This window comes from Micromonospora sp. WMMA1996 (genome assembly GCF_002573675.1).
Classification (GTDB): Bacteria; Actinomycetota; Actinomycetes; order Mycobacteriales; family Micromonosporaceae; genus Micromonospora; species Micromonospora sediminicola.
In genome coordinates, this window is sequence record NZ_PDHU01000001.1 from 3,482,900 (window position 1) to 3,503,164 (window position 20,265).

Sequence of the window (20,265 nt, forward strand, 5' to 3'; positions counted from 1 at the left end):
GCTGCTAACGTGCCCCGGTGACCCCCCGGCGTCGCCGACTGGCGATCCTCCTGCGCCTGGCCGTGGTGCTCGGCGTGGTGGCCGGCATCGTGCTGACCGCGCTCGGCCCGGCCACGATCACCGGCCTGCTGCCCTACTTCACCATCCAGAGCAACGTGGCGGTCGGCGTCTTCGCCGGCTACACCGCCTGGTGCGCGCTGCGCGACCGGCCGGAGCCGCCGAGCGTGCTCAAGGGCGCGGTGACGCTCTACATCACCATCACGGGCACGGTCTACCACCTGGTGCTGGCGAACCCGGCCAGCCCGTTCGCCATGGTCCAGCCGCACCGGGAGCCGGGCGAGTGGTGGGGCAACCAGTTCCTGCACACCGTGGTGCCGCTGCTCGCGATCGCCGACTGGGCGCTGTTCGACCGGCGCGGCCGACTGCGTCCCCGGTACGCCGCCTGGTGGCTGGTCTTCCCGCTGGCGTACCTCGGTTTCGCGCTGGTGCGCGGGCTGGTCGTGCACCGCTACCCGTACCCGTTCCTCGACGCGGGGCAGCTCGGCTACGACGGCGTCGGGGTGAGCGCGGTCGGGTTCGCCGTCGTGTTCTGGCTGTTGGGTCTGCTCTTCGTGGGCGTCGACCGGCTGCTCGTCCGACGCCGGGGCGCCGCACCGGAGCAGCCGACGCGGGAAGACCCGGCGCTACGGCAGCCCACCGCGTCCGGCTGAACTCCGACGGGTCAGGCGGCGCGCCGCATGCCCGCCTGGTCACCGACTCGGGCCCGCCGTCCGCTGCCCCGCTCCCGGCCGTACGAGTCGGTCCGGCCCCAGCGGCCCGGCACGTCGAGCAGCTCGATCCGGCCGTAGCCGGTCGGGATCGCGGGGTCGACCAGCAGGTTCTCCCCGCACGGACGCAGCCCGAGCATCGTCGACAGCAGCATCAGCAGGCCGCCGGAGGCCCACGACTGGGGGCGACCCGCCGCTGGCAACTGGACCGGGTACTTGGTGAGGGCGCGCGGGTAGCCGGCGATCACCTCCGGGACCGATCCGCCGAGCGTCTCGGCCGCGGCGAACACGCCGGCGGCGATCTGGGCCGCCTCCGCGTCGAAGCCGTACCGGCGCAGGCCGGCCGCGACGAGCGCGTTGTCCGACGGCCAGACCGCGCCGAGGTGCGCGCCGACCGGGTTGTACGGCCGCTGGCCGTCGGCGTAGGTGCGTACGCCCCAGCCGGAGAAGAGGTCCGGCCCGCACAGGTGCGCGGCCAGCGCGTCGGCCCGGTCCGGCTCGACGATGCCGCTCCACAGCAGGTGTCCGAGACCGGAGGTGAGCGCGTCGACCGGCTCGCCGTCCGGGGTGAGGGCCAGCGCGTAGTAGCCCCGGTGCGGCAGCCAGAAGTCCCGGTTGAACCGCTCGCGCAGGCGCGCCGCGTCGGCCTCCAGCTGCTCGGCGTACTCCGGGTCGTCCCAGAACTCCCGGGCCAGCCGGGCGCCCCGGACCCGCGCGTCGTACGCGTAGCCCTGGAGTTCGCACGTGGCCCGGGGGAACGGGGGCTCGACGCCGGTGCGGTCGACGATCGCGTCCGGCGAGTTCCGCCAGGTCTGGTTCGCCACCCCGTTGACCGTGTTGCGCGGCTGGTAGCGCAGGTAGCCGTCGCCGTACGGGTCGCCGTAGTCGGTCAGCCAGTCCAGCGCCATCCGGGCCGGGTGGCGCAGCTGCCGGACCAGGTCGGCGTCGCCGGTCCACCGCTCGTACTCGTCGAGCAGCACGACGAAGAGCGGGGTGGTGTCGGCCGCACCGTAGTAGAGGGCGGTGGGCTGCTCGTCGAACGCGGCCGCCTCGCCGTACCGCAGCTCGCTGAGGATCTTGCCGGGTTCCTCGTCGTGGTAGTCGTCGAGCTGGCCGCCCTGCAACAGCGCGAGCATGCGCAGCGTGGCCGGCGTCAGCTCGGGCGTGAACGCCAGCGTCTCCAGGCAGGTGACCAGGGCGTCGCGGCCATAGAGCGTCATCGCCCAGGGCAACCCGCCGACCGGCACCCGGTCGGTGTACGCCAGCGGCGTGTAGCGCAGCGCGGCCAGGTCGGCCAACGCCTGCCGGTAGGCGGCGCCGAGGGCCGCCCGGTCGGCGACGAGGTGCGGCGCCTGGTCGAACCAGTGCCGCAGGTCGTCGCGCATGCCCTCGCGGACGTGCTGGCGGTGGGACTCGATGTCGGCGCGCAGGTCGCGTCCCCCGGCGCCGTGGATGACCATGCCGACGTGCAGGTCGGTCTGCCACTGGCCGTCCGGCTCGATGCGGATCCGGAACGTCATGCCGCGCCCGTCGACCTCCACCGGCGCGGTGCTGGAGACGTACGTCTCCCGGGTGAACCGGCCCCGCTCGTAGCGGATCCGCAGCTGGCGCCCGTCGGTGTCGGCGACGACGACCGGTTCGCGCGGCACGGGTCGCAGGATCTCGGCGGTGTCGGCGAAGTCGCTGCCGATCTCCATCCGCACGGTGAACTCGGCCGGCCGGGCGGAGTGGTTCAGCACCGTGATCCGCTCGTCGAACGCCTCGTCGATGGAGCGGTGCCGGATGACCGAGACGTCCGCGTCGACGTAGTGGCTCGCGGTGCCGGGCACCAGCACGAAGCGGGTCTCGAAGTAGGTCAGGTCGTCGCGGGACAGCGCCTGCAACCGCTCGCCGTCGACGGTCAGCACCCAGTGCGAGAGGAACCGGGTGTCGAAGGAGAAGAGCCCGATCGGGGCGCACGGGTCGGCCTCCATGTCGCCCTGCGCGTCGCCCATCGCGAACGCGTTGCCGTTGAGGACGGAGACCAGTTCCTGTTTCATCGGGCGCCCACCCGGTAGGGGAAGTCGGCGACGTCCCGGGGGTGCCGGGCGTCGGGCGGGCCGGGGAAGAGCCGGCGCAGCGTCATGAGCAGCTTCAGGTTGCCCTGCACGGTGAGGTCGTTGCGCAGCAGCGCGGCGGCCAGGTGCAGCCGTCCGGCCGCGATCCGGTCGAAGACCTCCCGGTCGGCGCGGACCACCAGTTCCGCCTCCTCGGCCAGCCGGGCCACCTGGACGTCCTGCCGGTCGATGGTCAGATACCAGTGCTCGGTGTGCCCACCGTCCCGCAGGTCCAGGCGGATCGTGCCGGAGGTGGTCTCGGGCAGCTCCGGATGCCGGCCGGCCGCTCCTCGGGCCAGGTGCTCCGCGGCGGAGGCGCTCATCCGGTCCCCTTCCTCGTCGTGCCGTTCCCGCAGCGTCCCCGGGAGGCGGGTGAGGCGAACTCACCCGGTGCGGGTGAGTGGGGCGGCCGCGCGGGGTACCGGGACGGGCATGTGGACGACCGGGGACGCCACCGCCGACCGGGTGCTGCTCGCGCTGCTGACCATGCAGCGGGAGTCCTGGGAGCAGGGGATCACCGGCCAGGCGCTGCTCGACCTCGGGCTGCCGGAGGCGGCGGTGCTGGTCGCCGACGCGGCGGTGACCCGCCGGCGGCCGGACGGGCGGCTCGGCGAGTGGGCCGGCTCGGTGGGGGCGGTGAACGGCGCCGCGTGCGGCGAGGTGGTCCGGCACGCGGCCGTCGCGACCGGGGACCCGAGGTACGCCGCCGCGTTGGACGCGCAGCTCGACTGGCTCGCGCGCCGGGCGCCCCGGGCTGCCGACGGCACGCTGTTCCACCTGCTCGACGGCCGTCAGGTGTAGGCCGACACGGTCTACATGACGGTGCCGCTGCTGGCCCTGACCGGCCACACGGAGCTGGCCGCCGCACAGGTCACCGGGCACCGCCGGCGACTGCACGACCCCCGCACCGGCCTGTACGCGGCCCGCTGGGACGAGGACCGGGGCGAGCTGGACCGGCCGGAGCCCTGGGGCACCGGCAACGGCTGGGTGGTCGCCGGGATCGCCCGGGCGCTGCGCCCGGCGGCGGTCTGGCCGGCCGGGCTCCGCGCCGAGCTGGCCGGGCACGCCGAGGAGATGCTCACCGCCTGTCTGGCGTACCGGACCGACGACGGGCTCTTCCCCGACGTGCTCGACGACCCCGGCACGTTCCGCGAGGCGAACACGGCCCAACTGCTCGGGTACGCGGCACTGACCGGGGTGGCCGACGGCTGGCTGTCCCGCTCGTGGCTCGACGTGGGGGCGGACCTGCTGGCCGCCGCCGCCCGCCGCGTCGACGGGCCCGGACGGGTGACCGGGGTCAGCGGGGCGCCGGACTTCGCCGCGCCGGGCACCTCCCCCGAGGCACAGGCCTGTCACCTGCTCGGGCACGCCGCGCTGCGCCGCGCCCGGGACGCGGTCAGCGCCGGATGAGCCCGCGCACGTACGCGGCCTGACCGACGTGCTGGAGGTCGTCGTCGAGCACGCTGACCAGCCGTACGCCGAGGGTGACCGGCGGGTCCCAGTTGTCGTCCACGACCCGGTCCAGGTCGGCCGGCCCCAACCCGCGCAGGTAGGCCAGGCTGCGGTCCACCACCGCGCGGTGGTAGTCGCGCAGCACGCCGCCGTCGTCCGGGCGGACCGCCGCGATCTGCTCGGGGCCGTGGCCGTAGCCGGTGTCGTCCGGGTCGGGACGCAGGCCGCACCGCCGCGCCCAGTCGCCGCCGACCCAGAGCTGCTCCTTGCCCATCACGTCGGCGACGTGATGGTCCTGGATCCGGGTCAGGTGCCAGACCAGCCAGCCGACCGGGTTCGCCCCGTCCACCGGGGCCTGCCGCAACTGCTCCGGGCCGAGCCCGTCGAGCGCGCCGGCGACCAGGTCGGGCAGCCGCCCGTACCCCTCGGTCAGCAGATCGTTCACGTCCACGTGCCCTCACTCCCCCACCGTCTCGTACCGTCCCCCGGGCAGTACCGCCCAGCGGGCGGGGCAAACCTCCGCTCTAGGGTGATCGGGTGGTCGCGGCGCTGGAGCTGTATCTCGACACCGACGCCACCCGGCGGGTCCGGGTGCTGTGGGACCTGCTGGAGTCCGAGGGGGTGCCGAGCATGCGCTCGCTGCTGGCCCAGCGGCACCGCCCGCACGTCTCGCTGGCGGTCGCGCCCCGCCTCGACCCGCGGCAGGTGGCCGAGGCGCTCGCCGGGACGGTGGTCGCCGCGCCGCTGCGGTTGGAGTTCCAGCATGCCGGCCAGTTCGTCGGACGCGTGCTGTGGCTCGGGCCGGCGCCCACGCCGGAGCTGCTGGCCCACCACGCGGACGTGCACGAGCGGCTGGCCCGGGCCGGGGTCGGCGTGGTGGAGCACTACCGGCCGGGTCGCTGGGTGCCGCACTGCACGCTCTCCATGCGGGTGCCGAACCCGCTGATGGGCGCCGCGGTGCGCCGCTGCCTGGAGATCCTGCCGCTGACCGCCACCGTGGTCGGCGCCGCGGTGACCGACCACGCCCGCGACATCTCCCACCCGCTGCCCTGACCGCGACGGCCGGCTGTCCGGCACGGGGCCTAGACTGGGCGGATGAGGTGGAGCCGGTGACCGGCGGGGACGCGACAGGACCCGGCTACGGTCACGGCTGCCTCGCCTACGCCGACCCGGCCGCGCTGCACGCGCTGGAGGTCGACCAGGTCACCGCCGGGCTCGCCGCGGGCGAACAGGTCTGGCTGGTCGGCCCGGAGGAGCCCGAGGTGACGGCCCGGCGGCTGACGACGGTGCCCGGGTTCACCGCCGCGCGGCGTCGCGGCGACGTGCGGCTGCTCGCCGTCGGCCAGGCCTACCGACATGACGAGGTGGTCGATCCCGGCACGCAGGTCCGGGCGTACGTGCGGGCCACCACCGAGGCGTTGACCGCCGGTTACACCGGCCTTCGGGTGGTGGCCGAGGCGACCGGCCTGGTGCGCACCGCCGCCCAGCGGGACGCCTTCGCCCGCTACGAGCACCGCATCGACCACTGGATGCGGCACCGGCCGATGTCGGCGGTCTGCGCGTACGACCGGCGGGTGCTGGGCGACGCGGCGATCGCCGAGCTGGCCTGCCTGCACGCGCAGACCAACGCCGAGGTGCTGTTCCGGCTGCACGCCGGCGGCGACGACGCGGCGGTGGCGCTCGGGGGCGAGCTGGACCCGTCCAACCACCTGCTCTTCGCCACCGCGTTGGAGCGGGCCGACCCGCGTCCGGAGGCGGGCCGGCTGGTGTTCGACGCGTCCCACCTGCACTTCGTCGACCACCGCAGCCTGCTGCGCCTGCGCGATCACGCCCGCCGCCACGACGCCGTCGCGGTGTTGCGCACCCGCCGCACGGCCCCGGCCCGGCTGGTGGAGCTGCTGGGCCTGACCGGGATCCGGGTCGAGGTGGTCCGATGAGGACCGGTGCGGCCGCCGGTCACACCGGCTACTTCCACGAGGCGCTCCTCTACGACTCCGACGACGAGTTGCTGGCCGTCGTCCTGCCGTTCCTGCGGGGCGGCGTCGAGGCGGGCGAACCCACGGTGGTGGGCCTGGGTGGGCGCAACGCCGACCTGGTCCGTCGGGCGTTGCCCACCGGCGCCGACGTCACGTTCCTGCCCGGCGGGGACGTCTACGCCCGGCCGACCGGCGCGATCCGCGCCTACCGCGAGCTGCTCGGCTCCCACGTGGCCGCCGGCGCCCCGCAGATCCGCATCGTCGGCGAGCTGCCGGCGGTTCTGTTCGGGGCGACCTGGGACGCGTGGGCGCGCTACGAGTCGGCGATCAACCACGCCTACGACGACTTCCCGCTGTGGAGCATGTGCGCCTACGACCGTCGGGTCGCGCCGCCGCACGTGCTGGCCGACGTGGCGCGGACGCATCCGCGGGTCGCCACCCCGGACGGTCGACACGAACCGACCGGTGTCTACACCGAGCCCGCGACCTACCTGTCCGAGTGCCGGCCCGCGCCGCTCGACCCGGTGCAGCACACGGTGCCGGAGGTCGAGCTGTCCGACCCGACGCCCGCCCGGGCCCGTGCGGCGGTCCGCGCCGCCGACCGGGGCCTGCTTCCGCCCGACGACCTCGACGACCTGGTGATGGCCGTCAGCGAGGTGGTGTGCAACGCGCTGCGGCACGGCACGACGCCGGTGTGCCTGCGCCTCTGGCGCGCCCCCGACCGGCTGGTGGTGGCCGTGCACGACCGTGGTCCCGGCCCGAAGGACCCGTACGCCGGGCTGCTGCCGGCGGGCGACGGGAGCGAGGGCGGCCTGGGCCTGTGGATCACCCACCAGAGCTGCGACCACGTGACGCACCACCGGGACGCGGACGGTTTCACCATCCGACTGACGGTCGGGAATCCCCACTTCCCGGTCTGACTCGCGGATCAGGGGGCGGGGCGGGGCGAGACGCGCGCGCGGACACGGTACCGTAGCGCCTCATCGTGCCCTGCGGCCTGGCGCTGGCGAACCGACGGAGGATGGCGCATGTCCAACGGTGAGGAACCGTTCGCACCCCACGACGACGTGTCCGCACGCCCCCGGTTCGACCCGGCGCTGCGCGGCTACGACAAGCGTCAGGTGGACCGGTACGTCGAGCAGATGGACGGCGAGGTGAACGCGCTGACCGCCGCCCGGGACCGGGCGTACGCGCAGGTGCGGGAGCTGACCGCGCAGGTGCAGCGGGCGCAGGCCGAGGCGGTCGAGCTGCGGGACCGCCCGACGGCGGTGGACCGGGCCTCGTTCCGCGACCTGGGGCCGATGGTCGACCAGATCCTCGACCTGGCCGAGAAGCAGGCCGGCCAGATCACCGAGATGGCCACCCGACGCGCGGAGGACCACCAGGCGCAGGCGGAGAAGGTGCTGACCGCCGCCCAGGAGCAGGCCGCCCGGGAACGGCGCGAGCTGGACGAGGAGCTGTCCGCCCGCCGGGCCGAGCAGGAGCGGGTGGACGAGGAGCGGCGGGCCACCGCGCAGGCGGAGCTGACCGCCGTGCGCGAGCTGGCGGAGAAGCTGCGCACCGAGGGCCAGGCCGCGCACGACCGGGCCCAGCAGGAGGCGAAGCGGCTCACCGAGCAGAGCGCCCAGCAGGTCGAGCAGGCCCGGTCCGCGTCCGAGGCGCTGGTGAAGGCCGCGCGTACCCAGATCCAGCAGGAGGTGCAGGCCACCCGCAGCAAGGCCCAGCAGGAGCTGGCCCAGTGGCAGGCCACCATGGCGCGGGAACTGGACGAGCGGCGGGCCGCGGCGGAACAGGAGCTGGCCGACCGGGCGAGCGCCGCCGAGCGGGACATCGCCGCCCTGGTCGCCGAGGCCCAGCAGTACGCCACCGAGGTGCGGGAGCGGGCCGACGAGGAGACCGCGGCGCACCAGGAGCAGCTCGCCACCGTGCAGCGGGAGGTCCAGCAGCGGCAGGAGGCGCTGGCCCGGCTCACGTCCGAGCTGGAGACCGTCGGCGCGCAGTTGGAGGAGACCCGCGGCGAGATCGCCGCGATCGAGCGGGCCGGCGCGGAGCTGGAGGAGCGGCTGGTCGGCGTACGCCGGGACCTGGCCGCCGAGACCAAGCGGCTGGACGAGGCGCGACGCGCGGCGGAGCTGGCCGAGCAGCACGCCAAGGAGACCCGGGCCCGGGTGCAGCGGGAGGCCAAGCGGGTCGCCGACCTGGCCGCGGCGGCGGTGATGGCGGCCGCCGCGGGCGGCGGGGAGACCGCCGAGTACCCGCAGGTGGGCGCGCGTCCGGCCGCCGCCCCGGCGGCGGCGTCCGAGCCGGCGCCGGCGGCGCGCGTCGACGCCGATCGGGCCGAGACGGACCCGGGCGACACCGATCGGCCGACCGCCGAGCCCTTCATCGAGCGGCTGGACGGGCCGAGCTTCGACGCCTTCGCGGTGCGGACTCCGGCGCCGCGCCCGGTGCCGGAGGCGGAGACCACCGGTCCGGAGACCGGGGTGCGTGCCCCGGCCTGAGCGGGACACCGGACCTTGCCACCATCCTTTGCCATATGCAAATATCTGCATCGATGTGTAGGGCAGGACTCGATCCTTCACGGGGGTTGGTGGACATGCGAAAAGCATCCTCGATCGGCGCGGCCGTCGTCCTGACCGTCGCCGCGGCGGGTGTCGCGGTGGTCGGCGCCGCCGCACCGGCCAGCGCGAGTTGCAGTCACTCGCACTCCAACGTCGACCCGAAGTTCGGCCAGCTCTTCAACGCCACCAACGTCAACATCCGCACCGGCCCGCACACCACCTGCGGCTCCCTCGGCTACGGCCAGCTGAGCCACAGCGTCGACTTCCACTGCTTCGCCAGCGGCGACCGGGTCAGCGCGAACGGTCACACCACCTACACCTGGACCTATCTGCGGGACACCACCACCGGCGTCTCCGGCTGGGTCGCCGATGCCCTGCTCGACAACCTCGGCGGCAACGTCGCCTGCTGACCGGTCCGTGCGGCGCGGGCCGGGCGGGCAGAATCAGCGGGCATGACCGGAGTCGGCCTGCACCCGCCCGTCGAGCCCTACGCCACCCACCGCCTGCCGGCCGGTGACGGCCACGTCCTGCACGTGGAGGAGGTGGGGCGGCCGGACGGCGTACCGGTGGCCTTCCTGCACGGCGGGCCGGGCGGCGGCCTGGTGCCGGCGGCCCGGCGGTTCTTCGACCCGGCGCGCTACCGGGCGGTCCTGTTCGACCAGCGCGGCGCGGGTCGCAGCACCCCGTTCGGCGGGCTCGCGGCCAACACCACCTGGCACTTGGTGGCCGACCTGGAGACGATCCGGCGGCACCTCGGGATCGCCTCCTGGATGGTCTTCGGTGGGTCGTGGGGGGCCACGCTCGGGCTGGCCTACGCACAGACCCACCCGGAGCGGGTGACCGGTCTGGTGCTGCGCGGCGTGCTGCTGCTGCGCCGTAGCGAGCGGGAGTGGTTCTACCAGGGCGGCCTGCGCCACCTGCAACCCGAGGAGTGGGACCGGTTCGTCGCCCCGATCCCGCCGACCGAGCGGGACGACGTGCTGGCCGCCTACCACCGGCGGCTGCACGGCCCGGACCAGGCGCAGGCCCGGGCCTCCGCCCGGGCCTGGGGGCGGTGGGAGGCGGTCAACTCGTCGCTGCGGCCCGACCCGGAGCTGCTCGCCCACCTCACCGCCGACGGGCAGGCGCTGCCGATCGCCCGGATCCTGTCCCACTACGCGTTGCACGGCGGCTTCCTCGCCGAGGGGCAACTGCTCGACGGGGTGGACCGGATCCGCCACCTGCCCGCCGTGATCGTCAACGGCCGGTACGACCTGTGCTGCCCGCCGGTGTCCGCGTACGACCTGGCCCGGCGGTGGCCGGAGGCGGAGCTGCGGATCGTGCCGGACGCCGGGCACTCGGCGGCGGAGCCGGGCATCGCCCGGGAGCTGCTGCGCGCCACCGACCGGGTCGCCGACCTCGTCGGCTGAGCCGGCACGTCATCGGGCCAGCAGGTCGCGGATCGGCTCGCCGATGGCCGGATCGACCGGGAAGCGGGACTCCAGCCAGTGGAGCATCGCCCGGGCGGCGGCGCGGTTGTGCCGGTAGCCGGGCACCAGTTCGGCCAGGGGCAGCACCTCCGGCGGGTACGCCTGCTCGACCCGGCGGCTCGGGTCGAACGGGTCCCGCCGATGCGCGGCCGGCGCGGTGAGGCGCAGCAGGGCCAACGCCCGGTCCACCGCGTACGTCTGGATGAACCGCGCCGCGGTGAGCCGCTCGCCGCGCAGTTCGCGGTGCAGGCCGACGTACAGGTTGGTGAGCGCCTCGTTGAGGTGGAACTCGACCGTGTCGTACGGGGTGGGCGCGCCGGCCGGCGCGCCGGCGGCGGCGAGGCCGGGCGGCGCGTCGGGGCGCTGCCAGACCACCCGCGCCCCGGTGAACGGGAGCCGGGCCAGCTCGGCCACGGTGAAGATCGCGTACTCGACGAAGATGCCGTCGGCGTAGCGCGCCTTGCGGCCGTTGCGCTCGTTGGCGAAGCTGTACGCCACCGGGCAGGGCGCGCTCAGCCAGTCGGTGTCCTCGGCGTAGCGGGCCACCGCACCGTCCGCGACGACCAGGAAGAAGTCGAGGTCGGAGTGGTCGTCGAGCCGGTCGTGGTCCACCCCGGCCGAGCCGAGGCCGAGCAGCGCCACGGCGTCCGGCCGGGTGGCGAGGTGGGTGGCGAGGTCGTCGAGCCGACGCAGCATCGGGTGCATGCCGTCGCCCCTTCCGTGAAGAGTCGACGTTTCATCCCGCTCGGCCCTGCACGCCGCCGGGGTCGCGACACCGATGCCGCCCATTGTGCGTCGGACCCCCGACACCGTGCCACCCGGAGCCTGGTCATCGGGCGGCGCCGCTGGCAAGATCGACCGGGTGACGGGTGCGCTCTACGCGGTCAGTGACCTCCACGTGTCGTACGCGGAGAACCGGGCCGTGGTGGACGGCCTGCGGCCGGAGACGGCGGACGACTGGCTGATCGTCGCCGGTGACGTCGGCGAGGTGTTCGCCGACGTCGAGCGGACGCTGCGGCTGCTGCGCGACCGGTTCGCCACGGTCATCTGGGCGCCCGGCAACCACGAGCTGTGGACCCACCCCACCGACCCGGTGACGCTGCGCGGGGTGGCGCGCTACGAGGCGCTCGTCGGGATGTGCCGCGACCTCGGCGTGCTCACCCCGGAGGACGACTTCCCGGTGTTCCGGGGCGTCGGCGGGCCGGTCACCGTGGCGCCGCTGTTCGTGCTCTACGACTACTCCTTCCGCGCCCCCGGCACCGCCACGAAGGAGGACTCGCTGGCCGCCGCCTACGCCGCCGGCGTGGTGTGCACCGACGAGATGCTGCTGCACCCCGACCCGTACCCGGACCGGGAGTCCTGGTGCCGGGCCCGGCTGGCGGTGACCGAGCGGCGGCTGGCCGCCACCGACCCGACGCTGCCGACGGTGCTGGTCAGCCACTGGCCGCTGGTCCGCCAGCCCACCGAGGTGCTCTGGTATCCGGAGTTCGCCCAGTGGTGCGGCACCGACCGCACCGCCGACTGGCACGTGCGGCACCGGGCGGCCGTCGCGGTCTACGGGCACCTGCACATCCCGCGCACCACCCGGTACGACGGGGTGCGCTTCGAGGAGGTGTCGCTGGGCTACCCGCGCGAGTGGGGGCGGCGGGGCGGCGAGCCCCGGCCGATGCGACGCGTCCTCGGCGACGACACGTGATCGAGGCGCTGCTGCCGGCGGGCACCGTCGCGGTCGAGGCGTACGCCGACGTGCCCGGCGAGCCGCCGTACCCCGGCGAGGAGGACCTGGTCGCCCGCGCGGTGGACGGCCGCCGCCGGGAGTTCGTCACCGCCCGGCGCTGCGCGCGGGACGCGCTGGCCGAGCTCGGGTACGCGCCGGCGCCGATCCGCCCCGGCCCGCGACGGGAGCCGATCTGGCCGGCCGGGGTGGTGGGCAGCATCACCCACTGCGCCGGCTACCGGGCCGCGGCGGTGGCCGCGGGCACCTCGCTCGCCGGGTTGGGCATCGACGCCGAACCGCACGAGCCGCTGCCCGACGGGGTCGCGGGCGCGGTCACCGCCGCCGGCGAGCCGGAGCACCTGGGCGGACTGCGGGCCGCCCACCCGACGGTGCACTGGGACCGGCTGCTGTTCAGCGCCAAGGAGTCGGTCTACAAGGCGTGGTACCCGTTGACCGGGCGCTGGCTCGGCTTCGAGGACGCGGAGCTGACCATCGATCCGGCCGGCCGGTTCGTCGCCCGGGTGCTGGTCGACGGCGCCCGGGCCGACGGGGGGCCGCCGCTGCGCGTGCTCCACGGTCGCTGGCTGGTCGCGCGCGGACTGGTGGTGACCGCCGTCGCGGTGTCCGCCGGTTCGTCCTTGTTTGCCCGGCCCGACCCGGGGTAGGGGCCTGAGGACCTGGTCATTTCGCCGCAGGGAGGACAGGTCCTGATGGATTCCAGCAAGCCCGCCCAGGTCGTCAAGGGTGTCGTCGAAGCCGCCGTCGAGAAGGTCGGCGACGCGCTGACCCCGGACGTGCCGGGCGCGCCGGGCAGCGCGCCGCCGTCGCTCGACGAGCCCACCGCGCCGCACGGCCCGCTGCCGCCCAAGGACGAGCAGGGCGCACCGGACACCCGCACCCCGACCGGCGCCGAGACCGGCGTCCCGAAGATCGCCAAGGGGCAGCAGGGGGCGTATCTCACCACCGCCAACGGCGCGCGACTGCGCGACACCGACCACTCGCTGAAGGCCGGCCCCCGCGGTCCGGTGCTGTTGCAGGACCACCACCTGCGCGAAAAGATCATGCACTTCGACCACGAGCGGATCCCGGAGCGGGTGGTGCACGCCCGGGGCGCCGGCGCGCACGGCGTGTTCGTCGCCAACGGCGCCGCCGAGGAGGTCACCCGCGCCGGGTTCCTGAAGAAGGGCCGGGAGACGCCGGTCTTCGTCCGCTTCTCCACCGTGCTGGGCTCGCGCGGGTCGGCCGACACGGTGCGCGACACCCGGGGCTTCGCCACCAAGTTCTACACCGACGAGGGCACGTTCGACCTGGTCGGCAACAACATGCCGGTCTTCTTCATCCAGGACGCGATCAAGTTTCCGGACATCATCCACGCCGGCAAGCCGCACCCGGACCGGGAGATCCCGCAGGCGCAGAGCGCGCACGACACGTTCTGGGACTTCGTCTCGCTGCACACCGAGGCGCAGCACCACACCATCTGGAACATGTCCGACCGGGGCATCCCGCGGTCCTACCGGACCATGGAGGGCTTCGGCGTGCACACCTTCCGCCTGGTGAACGAAGCCGGCGCGACGGTGCTGGTCAAGTTCCACTGGAAGCCGAAGCTCGGCGTGCACTCGCTGGAGTGGGAGGAGGCGCAGCTGATCAACGGGATCGACCCGGACTTCCACCGCCGCGACCTCTACGACGCCATCGAGGCCGGCGCGTACCCGGAGTGGGAGCTGGGCATCCAGGTCTTCCCGGACACCCCGGAGGAGACGTTCGCCGGGATCGACCTGCTCGACCCGACGAAGATCGTGCCGGAGGAGCTGGCGCCGGTGCAGCCGATCGGCCGGCTCACGCTCAACCGGACCCCGCGCAACTTCTTCGCCGAGACCGAGCAGGTGGCGTTCCACGTGGGCCACCTGCCGCCCGGCATCGACGTCACCAACGACCCGCTGTTGCAGGGCCGGCTCTTCTCGTACCTGGACACGCAGCTGACCCGGCTGGGCGGGCCGAACTTCACCCAGATCCCGATCAACCGGCCGCACGCCGACGTCAACGACATGCTCCGCGACGGTTTCCACCAGCAGGCGGTGCACGCCGGGGTGGCGCCGTACCGGCCGAACTCGCTCGACGGCGGCAACCCGTTCCCGGCCGGCGACCGCGAGCACGCGTTCGTGGACGTCCCGGTGACCGTGGCCGAGGCGCCCAAGGTCCGGGCCGCGCCGGCGTCCTTCGACGACCACTACAGCCAGGTCCGGCTCTTCTGGGCGAGCATGTCGCCGGTGGAGAAGGAGCACATCGTCCGGGCGTACACGTTCGAGCTGGGCAAGTGCTACCACCAGGCGATCAAGGAGCGGCAGCTGCAGAGCCTGGCCAACATCGACCCGGTGCTGTGCGAGCAGGTCGCCACCGGTCTGGGCCTGCCCGCGCCGCAGCCCACCGTGCCGCTGGCGGAGGTGCAGCCCAGCCCGGCGCTGTCCCAGGTCGGCCGGGAGTGGCCGGCCGACGGTCGGATGGTCGGCATCGTGGTCGACGCCGACGGCGACCTGGACGACGTCGCCGAGGTCCAGCGTGCGGTGTTCGCCGCCGGCATGGTGCCGCTGCTGATCGCCGCGCACGGCGGCACGGTCGGCGGGCTGCCGGTGCAGCGCACGTTCGCCACCGCCCGCTCGGTCGAGTTCGACGCGGTCCTGCTGGCCGGCGCCCCGGCGCCGGCGCCGGACGCGCTGCCGGCCCGCGACGCCAAGGCCGGCGCGACGGGTTCATCCACCGTCGACCCGCGGGTGCTGCTGCTGGTCGAGGAGGCGTGGCGGCACGCCAAGGCGATCGGCGCGTGGGGCGCCGGCGCGGAGGCGCTGCGGCAGGCCGGCGTGGCCGGTTCGCCCGGCGTGGTCACCGAGGGCTCCGGCGCGGAGGTGCTCACCGCCGTGCAGGGGCTGATGGCGGCACACCGGGTCTGGGAGCGGTTCCCGGCCTCGGTCGCCTGACCGACGCAGCGACGAGGGGCGGTCCGCCACGGGCGGGCCGCCCCTCGCCGTTTCTTTCATTGACCTGTCTCAGTATTGCAGCATGACATCGCTCACTGCCATGATGACCGTCGATTTCTTTCCCTCTTCCGAAGGAACGGTCCCATGGCGCCCTCCCGCCGCACCCTGATCCGGTCCGCGCTCGCCGGATCCGCGCTCGCCGCACTCCCCGACCTCGCGCTCTCCCCCGCTCCGGCCGCCGCCGCCAGCCCGCCGGGCGACGTGGTCGGGAAGGTCACCGTCGGCTACCAGGGCTGGTTCACCTGTCCGGGTGACGGCGCCCCGATCGGCGGTTGGTGGCACTGGAGTCGGGACCGGTTCCAGTCCCCCTCACCGGCCAACACGACCATCGTCTCCTGGCCGGACATGCGCGAGTACGACCGCGGCTACGCCACCGCGTACCCCAACCGCGGTGACGGCCGACCGGCCACGCTCTTCTCCTCCTACGACCAGCAGACCGTGGACACCCACTTCCGCTGGATGCGGGAGCACGGCTGCGACACCGCCGCGCTGCAACGGTTCAACCCGTTCGGCGACGAGGGGCCGACCCGCGACGCCATGGCGGCGAAGGTCCGGTCGGCGGCCGAACGCTTCGGCCGCACGTTCTACGTCATGTACGACGTCACCGGCTGGACGGCCATGCAGTCGCAGCTCAAGGAGGACTGGGCCACCCGGATGTCGGCGCACACCGCGTCACCGGCGTACGCCCGGCAGAACGGCCGGCCGGTCGTCTGCGTGTGGGGATTCGGCTTCGCCGACGACGGCCGCCCCTTCGCCCCCGCCGCCTGCCTGGACGTGGTGCGGTGGCTCAGGGCGCAGGGCTGCTACGTGATCGGCGGGGTGCCCACCTACTGGCGGCAGGGGATCAACGACTCCCGGCCCGGCTTCGGCGACGTCTACCGCGCGTTCGACATGCTGTCGCCGTGGATGGTCGGGCGCACCGGCACGCTCGACGGGCTGGACTGGTTCCACGACAACGTCAACGTCCCCGACCTGGCCGACTGCGCCGCCCACGGCATCGACTACCAGCCCTGCGTGATGCCCGGCGACCTGTCCGCCGGGCACCGGCGGCACGGCGACTTCTACTGGCGACACCTGTACAACATGGTGCGGCTGGGCGCCCAGGGTCTCTACGTGTCGATGTTCGACGAGTTCAACGAGGGCAACCAGATCGCCAAGACGAGCGAGACCGGCGCGACCACCCCGGCGGGTGTGGGGATCCGGGCCCTCGACGAGGACGGCACCGCCTGCTCGGCCGACTACTATCTGCGGATCACCGCCGACGGTGGCCGGATGCTCAAGGGACAGTTGGCGCTCACCGCGACGCGCCCCACCCCGCCGGTGGTCGGGGGTGGGCAGCCACCCGCCGGCGACCTGGCGGCCGGCCGGCCGGCGACCGCGAGCAGCCAGCAGAACGGCCCGTACGGCGCCGGCAACGTCGTCGACGGCGACCGGGGCAGCTACTGGGAGTCGGCGAACGGCGCATTTCCCCAGTGGTGGCAGGTCGACCTGGGCGCGAGCCACCCGGTCACCCGCCTGGTGCTCGCGCTGCCGCCCGGGTGGGAGAGCCGGACCCAGACGCTGTCCGTGCAGGGCAGCGTCGACGGCACCGACTTCGCCACGCTCACCGGGCCGACCGGCGTCCGCTTCGACCCGGCGACCGGCAACGAGGCGACGGTGACGTTCTCCGCCACCTCCGTCCGCCACCTGCGGGTGCGGTTCACCGCCAACACCGGCTGGCCGGCAGGGCAGCTCGCGCACCTGTCCGCGTACGCCGTGTAGTTCATCGACGGACATCGTTGACGGCTTAGTTAATACTCTTTAATATTTGGTCCACCTCGAGGAAGACCCCTGTCCACCCCCGTCCCCCGGGAAGGCCCCTCGATGCCCAGACCCCACCTCCGGCGCCGCCTCGTCGCCGGTGCGCTCTCGCTGGCCACCACCGTCGCCACCCTCGCCCTCGCCCCGTCCGCCGCCGAGGCGGTCGTGCTGCCGAACAACTTCAAGAGTGTCGGCTACCTGCCGTCGTGGAGCGGCAGCGTCAACACCGTCCAGTACGGCAAGCTCACCCACGTCAACTACGCCTTCGTGCTGCCCAACGGCGACGGCAGCCTGCGCGCGGTGGAGAACCCGAGCAAGCTCTCCTCGCTGGTCTCGCTCGGGCACGCCAACAACGTGAAGGTCTCCATCGCGATCGGCGGCTGGAACGACGGCGACGACTCCGCGTTCGAGGCGCTCGCCGCCACCTCCGGCGCCCGCGGCGCGTTCGTGAACAACGTGGTCGCCTTCGTCAACCAGTACAACCTCGACGGCGTCGACATCGACTGGGAGTATCCCGACCCGGGAACGTCGGCCAACAACTACACGCTGCTGATGCAACAGCTCGGCAGCGCCCTGCACAGCCGGGGCAAGCTGCTCACCGCCGCGGTGGTCGCCGAGGGCTACTACGTCACCGGCGTCCCGACCGCCGTCTTCGGCTCGGTCGACTGGCTCAACATCATGGCGTACGACGGCGGCAGCCCGCACGCCAACTACGACTGGTCGATCGCCGCGGTCAACGGGTGGAAGGCACGCGGCCTGCCGGCGGCCAAGGCGGTGCTCGGCGTGCCGTTCTACAGCCGGCCCGGCTACTACACCTACGCCGCACTGGTCGGGATGGACCCGGCCAACGCCAACCGGGACTGCACCACCGCCGGTGGCGCGCAGCAGTGCTACAACGGCGTACCGACCGTCAGGCGCAAGACGCAGTGGGCCATGGCGAACGCCGGCGGCATGATGAACTGGGAGCTGTCGCAGGACACCACCGGCTCGACCTCGCTGGTCGGCGCGATCTACGACACGGCCACCGGCGGCGGCACGCCACCGGAGTCCGGGCGCACCGGGCCGATCACCGGCATCGCCGGCAAGTGCGTCGACGTCGCCGCCGCGGGCACCGCCAACGGCACCGCGATCCAGCTCTACGGCTGCAACGGCACCGCCGCGCAGAACTGGACCGTGGCCGGCGACGGCACGCTGCGGGCGCTGGGCAAGTGCCTCGACGTGACCAGCGCCGGCACCGCGAACGGCACGAAGATCCAGCTCTGGGACTGCAACGGCACCGCCGCCCAGGTCTGGCAGGCGCAGAGCAACGGCACGCTGCGCAACCCGGTGTCCAACCGGTGCCTGGACGCCACCGGCAACAGCTCCGCCGACGGCACCCGGCTGCAGATCTGGGACTGCTTCGGCGGCGCCAACCAGGTCTGGCGGCTGCCGGCCTGACCGCCCGACACGTCCCCTCCGCACCGCGCCGGTGCGGCGGGGACGCCCGTCACCAGCGGTTGCGCGCCTCCTCGGCCCAGCCGGTCAGGCCGTCGAGGTCGACGCGCTCGCCGTCGTCGGTGGCCGCCCAGCCGGTGAAGTGCCCGAAGCACTGGTGCGTCTCCCCGGCCAGCACGAGCAGGTTGGTGCGCGCCACCCGCTCGTGGAACGGGTGGAACGTGACGTCCACCCGGTCGCCGGTGATCCGCCACGGCCGCAGCCAGTCGGACCGGTCGTAGCGCCAGGTGAGATCGGCGCCGATCTTGTGCAGCCGGCCGTCGACGAAGACCGCGTTCTCGGTCGAACCGGTGCCGTCGGTCCACTTCCCGCCGAGCTGGATCGCGCGACCCGGGCCGCAGCCGGCCGCCCAGTTCCAGCGCACCGCGTACGGCCACTTGCCGCGCCCGTGGTCGAGCACCGCGAACGAGTCGGCGCCGACCGGGTGGTCCGTGCCGTCGATGCGGATCGAGCCCCGCACCGGGCGGCCGACGTCCTTGACCGTGTACTGGAACCGGCGGGTGCTCCACGGCACCACCACGCCGAGCGACTCGTGCCCCGGCGGCAGCGGCACCACCAGGTCGACCTCGACGCCGGGCGCCGTGGCCCGCACGGTGCTGCCGTCGACCCCCTGGTCGATGTCGATGGTCAGCCCGCCACCGCGGGCCCGGACCAGGCCCGCGCCGCTGACCGCTGGGAACTCCGTACCCCGGGCGAACGGCACGACCGCCTCGGCGACGGTCTCCCGGCGGGTGCGCCGGTCGAGCAGGTAGAGGCTCTGCACACCGGCGTAGTCCAGCGAGGACGCGACCAGACCGAGGACGTGTGTCGGAGTGACCACGCCCCAGTGCTCCCACCGCTTGGCCCGACCCCAGCCGCGCAGGTGGGACCGGTGCAGGGGGCGCCGGCTCCAGCCGACCGCCGCCGGGTTCAGCCGGCCGTCCGGCCGGCACAGGTCGACCGGCTCGGTGATCTCCCGCTCGTGCGTCATCGCCGCAGGCTACCGGGCGGCCCGGCGGATCGGCGTCGGCCGTTCCGCCGGGCCGCCGGCGGTCAGCGGCCCCGCTTGGCCCGGCAGATCTCCACCGGCAGGGCGGGCGCGCCGTCGACCGGTGCCGGGTCCTCCGGGGTGGCCGCGATGCCACCGGCCGCGATCCGGTCCAGCGTGGCCAGCCCGGCCGCGTCGATCTGGCCGAAGACGGTGTAGTTGGGGCGCAGCGCCGAGTCGGACTGGACCAGGAAGAACTGGCTGCCGTTGGTGTCCGGGCCGGCGTTCGCCATGGCCAGCGTGCCGCGGGCGTAGAGCCGGCGGACCCCGGTCGGGTCGGTCGGCGCCGGCGGCAGGTCGGTGGGCAGCTCGTCGCGGTACCGGTAGCCCGGGCCACCCTCGCCGGTTCCCGACGGGTCACCGCACTGCAACACCTTCAACGTCGGGTACGCGGTGAGCCGGTGGCAGGGCGTCCGGTCGTAGAACCTGTGCCGGGTCAGGTGCAGGAAGCTCTGCACCGTGCAGGGGGCCTGCTCGCGGTCCAGGGTCAGCCCGATCGGGCCCTGGTTGGTGCGCAGGGTCACCCGTACCGTCCCCCGGTCCGGCGTGCGCCGCGGGTCGGGCGGCAGCGGCACCGGCCGGGCGGCCGGCTCGTCCGGCGTCGGCGTGTACGCGCACGGCCCCTTGGTCGGCGCGGGATCGGCAGCCGGGGCCGCGACGGCGGCGACACCTCCGGCGGCGACCAGCGCGGCGGCGGTCACCGCCACCCCGGCGAGGCGGGCCAGCAGCGGTACGGCGACGTGCGGTCGGGTTTCGCTCGACACGTGGGTCCTCCCTGGACTCGTGGCACCAGAAAGATCGGAGTCTATGGATCCGGTGGCCCGATGTCGACGGTGGCGGGGGTTTCACGCTCCGTGAGGGCGCCGGCCCTTGT

Annotated in this window: 20 protein-coding genes; 14 read left to right on the forward strand and 6 right to left on the reverse strand. The window is 74.2% G+C overall.

The window, feature by feature from the left end; translation table 11 throughout:
• Positions 1 to 17 precede the first annotated feature (17 nt).
• On the forward strand, positions 18 to 710 hold the full coding sequence (locus COO58_RS15890) for a Pr6Pr family membrane protein (RefSeq protein WP_091578680.1): 693 nt from the start codon (positions 18 to 20) through the stop codon (positions 708 to 710).
• A gap of 11 nt (positions 711 to 721) precedes the next feature.
• On the opposite strand, the gene COO58_RS15895 is transcribed toward COO58_RS15890, so the two are convergent.
• Positions 722 to 2,806 (reverse strand): glycogen debranching N-terminal domain-containing protein, encoded by a 2,085-nt coding sequence (locus COO58_RS15895; RefSeq protein ID WP_098745528.1) that lies wholly within the window; start codon positions 2,804 to 2,806, stop codon positions 722 to 724.
• A complete protein-coding gene (locus COO58_RS15900; protein WP_098745529.1) occupies positions 2,803 to 3,186 on the reverse strand; it encodes an SCP2 sterol-binding domain-containing protein in 384 nt (127 codons plus the stop codon). The genes COO58_RS15895 and COO58_RS15900 overlap by 4 nt, the downstream gene beginning before the upstream one ends.
• Before the next feature lie 109 nt (positions 3,187 to 3,295).
• Here COO58_RS15900 and COO58_RS30820 point away from each other — a divergent pair, with 109 nt between their 5' ends.
• Together COO58_RS30820 and COO58_RS30825 are read left to right on the forward strand one after the other, a co-directional pair.
• Positions 3,296 to 3,664 (forward strand): hypothetical protein, encoded by a 369-nt coding sequence (locus tag COO58_RS30820; RefSeq protein WP_255292710.1) that lies wholly within the window; start codon positions 3,296 to 3,298, stop codon positions 3,662 to 3,664.
• Positions 3,665 to 3,679: 15 nt separating this feature from the next.
• Complete coding sequence (locus tag COO58_RS30825) at positions 3,680 to 4,273, forward strand: glycoside hydrolase family 88 protein (RefSeq protein ID WP_255292640.1); 594 nt, start codon at positions 3,680 to 3,682, stop codon at positions 4,271 to 4,273.
• Here the strand turns inward: COO58_RS30825 and COO58_RS15910 are convergent.
• On the reverse strand, positions 4,260 to 4,766 hold the full coding sequence (locus tag COO58_RS15910) for a DinB family protein (RefSeq protein WP_091578691.1): 507 nt from the start codon (positions 4,764 to 4,766) through the stop codon (positions 4,260 to 4,262). The two genes, COO58_RS30825 and COO58_RS15910, sit on opposite strands and share 14 nt — an antisense overlap.
• Before the next feature lie 86 nt (positions 4,767 to 4,852).
• On the opposite strand from COO58_RS15910, the gene COO58_RS15915 reads away from it, so the two are divergent.
• The 6 genes from COO58_RS15915 to pip all read left to right on the forward strand — a co-directional run bounded on the left by COO58_RS15915 (position 4,853) and on the right by pip (position 10,261).
• Entirely contained in the window at positions 4,853 to 5,368 is a 516-nt protein-coding gene (locus COO58_RS15915) for a 2'-5' RNA ligase family protein (RefSeq protein WP_098745531.1), read from the forward strand.
• A gap of 56 nt (positions 5,369 to 5,424) precedes the next feature.
• A complete protein-coding gene (locus tag COO58_RS15920; RefSeq protein ID WP_091583817.1) occupies positions 5,425 to 6,252 on the forward strand; it encodes an MEDS domain-containing protein in 828 nt (275 codons plus the stop codon).
• Positions 6,249 to 7,211 (forward strand): anti-sigma factor RsbA family regulatory protein, encoded by a 963-nt coding sequence (locus COO58_RS15925; protein WP_091578696.1) that lies wholly within the window; start codon positions 6,249 to 6,251, stop codon positions 7,209 to 7,211. Before COO58_RS15920 ends, COO58_RS15925 begins: the two co-directional genes overlap by 4 nt.
• 108 nt (positions 7,212 to 7,319) lie before the next feature.
• On the forward strand, positions 7,320 to 8,792 hold the full coding sequence (locus COO58_RS15930) for a hypothetical protein (RefSeq protein ID WP_091578699.1): 1,473 nt from the start codon (positions 7,320 to 7,322) through the stop codon (positions 8,790 to 8,792).
• A gap of 95 nt (positions 8,793 to 8,887) precedes the next feature.
• Entirely contained in the window at positions 8,888 to 9,262 is a 375-nt protein-coding gene (locus COO58_RS15935; RefSeq protein WP_098745533.1) for a hypothetical protein, read from the forward strand.
• Between the two features lie 42 nt (positions 9,263 to 9,304).
• On the forward strand, positions 9,305 to 10,261 hold the full coding sequence (gene pip / locus COO58_RS15940) for a prolyl aminopeptidase (RefSeq protein ID WP_098745534.1): 957 nt from the start codon (positions 9,305 to 9,307) through the stop codon (positions 10,259 to 10,261).
• 9 nt (positions 10,262 to 10,270) lie between these two features.
• Here pip and COO58_RS15945 read toward each other — a convergent pair whose 3' ends face one another.
• Positions 10,271 to 11,026: a hypothetical protein gene (locus tag COO58_RS15945; protein WP_091578708.1), complete on the reverse strand. Its 756-nt coding sequence runs from the start codon at positions 11,024 to 11,026 to the stop codon at positions 10,271 to 10,273.
• A 157-nt stretch (positions 11,027 to 11,183) separates the two neighbouring features.
• On the opposite strand from COO58_RS15945, the gene COO58_RS15950 reads away from it, so the two are divergent.
• The 5 genes from COO58_RS15950 to COO58_RS15970 all read left to right on the forward strand — a co-directional run bounded on the left by COO58_RS15950 (position 11,184) and on the right by COO58_RS15970 (position 18,307).
• Positions 11,184 to 12,017 carry a metallophosphoesterase gene (locus COO58_RS15950; protein ID WP_091578711.1) on the forward strand — a complete coding sequence of 278 codons (834 nt, stop codon included), beginning with the start codon at positions 11,184 to 11,186 and terminating at the stop codon, positions 12,015 to 12,017.
• Positions 12,014 to 12,703, forward strand: coding sequence for a 4'-phosphopantetheinyl transferase (locus COO58_RS15955; RefSeq protein WP_098745536.1), 690 nt, complete (start codon positions 12,014 to 12,016; stop codon positions 12,701 to 12,703). Before COO58_RS15950 ends, COO58_RS15955 begins: the two co-directional genes overlap by 4 nt.
• Positions 12,704 to 12,748: 45 nt before the next feature.
• Positions 12,749 to 15,010, forward strand: coding sequence for a catalase (locus tag COO58_RS15960; protein WP_091578716.1), 2,262 nt, complete (start codon positions 12,749 to 12,751; stop codon positions 15,008 to 15,010).
• 144 nt (positions 15,011 to 15,154) lie between these two features.
• Entirely contained in the window at positions 15,155 to 16,831 is a 1,677-nt protein-coding gene (locus COO58_RS15965; protein WP_098745537.1) for a discoidin domain-containing protein, read from the forward strand.
• A gap of 102 nt (positions 16,832 to 16,933) precedes the next feature.
• The gene (locus COO58_RS15970; RefSeq protein ID WP_098745539.1) at positions 16,934 to 18,307 is read left to right on the forward strand and encodes a glycosyl hydrolase family 18 protein; all 1,374 of its coding nucleotides are present in this window, start codon (positions 16,934 to 16,936) and stop codon (positions 18,305 to 18,307) included.
• 49 nt (positions 18,308 to 18,356) lie between these two features.
• Here the strand turns inward: COO58_RS15970 and COO58_RS15975 are convergent, their stop codons facing one another.
• Both COO58_RS15975 and COO58_RS15980 read right to left on the reverse strand, forming a co-directional pair.
• Positions 18,357 to 19,334, reverse strand: a complete 978-nt coding sequence (locus tag COO58_RS15975) for a DUF2804 domain-containing protein (protein ID WP_098745540.1) — start codon at positions 19,332 to 19,334, stop codon at positions 18,357 to 18,359.
• A gap of 62 nt (positions 19,335 to 19,396) precedes the next feature.
• Complete coding sequence (locus tag COO58_RS15980; RefSeq protein WP_091578725.1) at positions 19,397 to 20,155, reverse strand: peptidylprolyl isomerase; 759 nt, start codon at positions 20,153 to 20,155, stop codon at positions 19,397 to 19,399.
• Positions 20,156 to 20,265: the final 110 nt, after the last annotated feature.

Coding starts and splice junctions, on each gene's coding strand:
- COO58_RS15895 (WP_098745528.1), bottom strand. CDS start 2,806: ATGAAACAGGAACTGGTCTCCGTCCTCAACGGCAACGCGTTCGCGATG.
- COO58_RS15900 (WP_098745529.1), bottom strand. CDS start 3,186: ATGAGCGCCTCCGCCGCGGAGCACCTGGCCCGAGGAGCGGCCGGCCGG.
- COO58_RS30820 (WP_255292710.1), top strand. CDS start 3,296: ATGTGGACGACCGGGGACGCCACCGCCGACCGGGTGCTGCTCGCGCTG.
- COO58_RS30825 (WP_255292640.1), top strand. CDS start 3,680: ATGACGGTGCCGCTGCTGGCCCTGACCGGCCACACGGAGCTGGCCGCC.
- COO58_RS15925 (WP_091578696.1), top strand. CDS start 6,249: ATGAGGACCGGTGCGGCCGCCGGTCACACCGGCTACTTCCACGAGGCG.
- COO58_RS15930 (WP_091578699.1), top strand. CDS start 7,320: ATGTCCAACGGTGAGGAACCGTTCGCACCCCACGACGACGTGTCCGCA.
- COO58_RS15935 (WP_098745533.1), top strand. CDS start 8,888: ATGCGAAAAGCATCCTCGATCGGCGCGGCCGTCGTCCTGACCGTCGCC.
- pip (WP_098745534.1), top strand. CDS start 9,305: ATGACCGGAGTCGGCCTGCACCCGCCCGTCGAGCCCTACGCCACCCAC.
- COO58_RS15945 (WP_091578708.1), bottom strand. CDS start 11,026: ATGCACCCGATGCTGCGTCGGCTCGACGACCTCGCCACCCACCTCGCC.
- COO58_RS15960 (WP_091578716.1), top strand. CDS start 12,749: ATGGATTCCAGCAAGCCCGCCCAGGTCGTCAAGGGTGTCGTCGAAGCC.
- COO58_RS15965 (WP_098745537.1), top strand. CDS start 15,155: ATGGCGCCCTCCCGCCGCACCCTGATCCGGTCCGCGCTCGCCGGATCC.
- COO58_RS15970 (WP_098745539.1), top strand. CDS start 16,934: ATGCCCAGACCCCACCTCCGGCGCCGCCTCGTCGCCGGTGCGCTCTCG.
- COO58_RS15975 (WP_098745540.1), bottom strand. CDS start 19,334: ATGACGCACGAGCGGGAGATCACCGAGCCGGTCGACCTGTGCCGGCCG.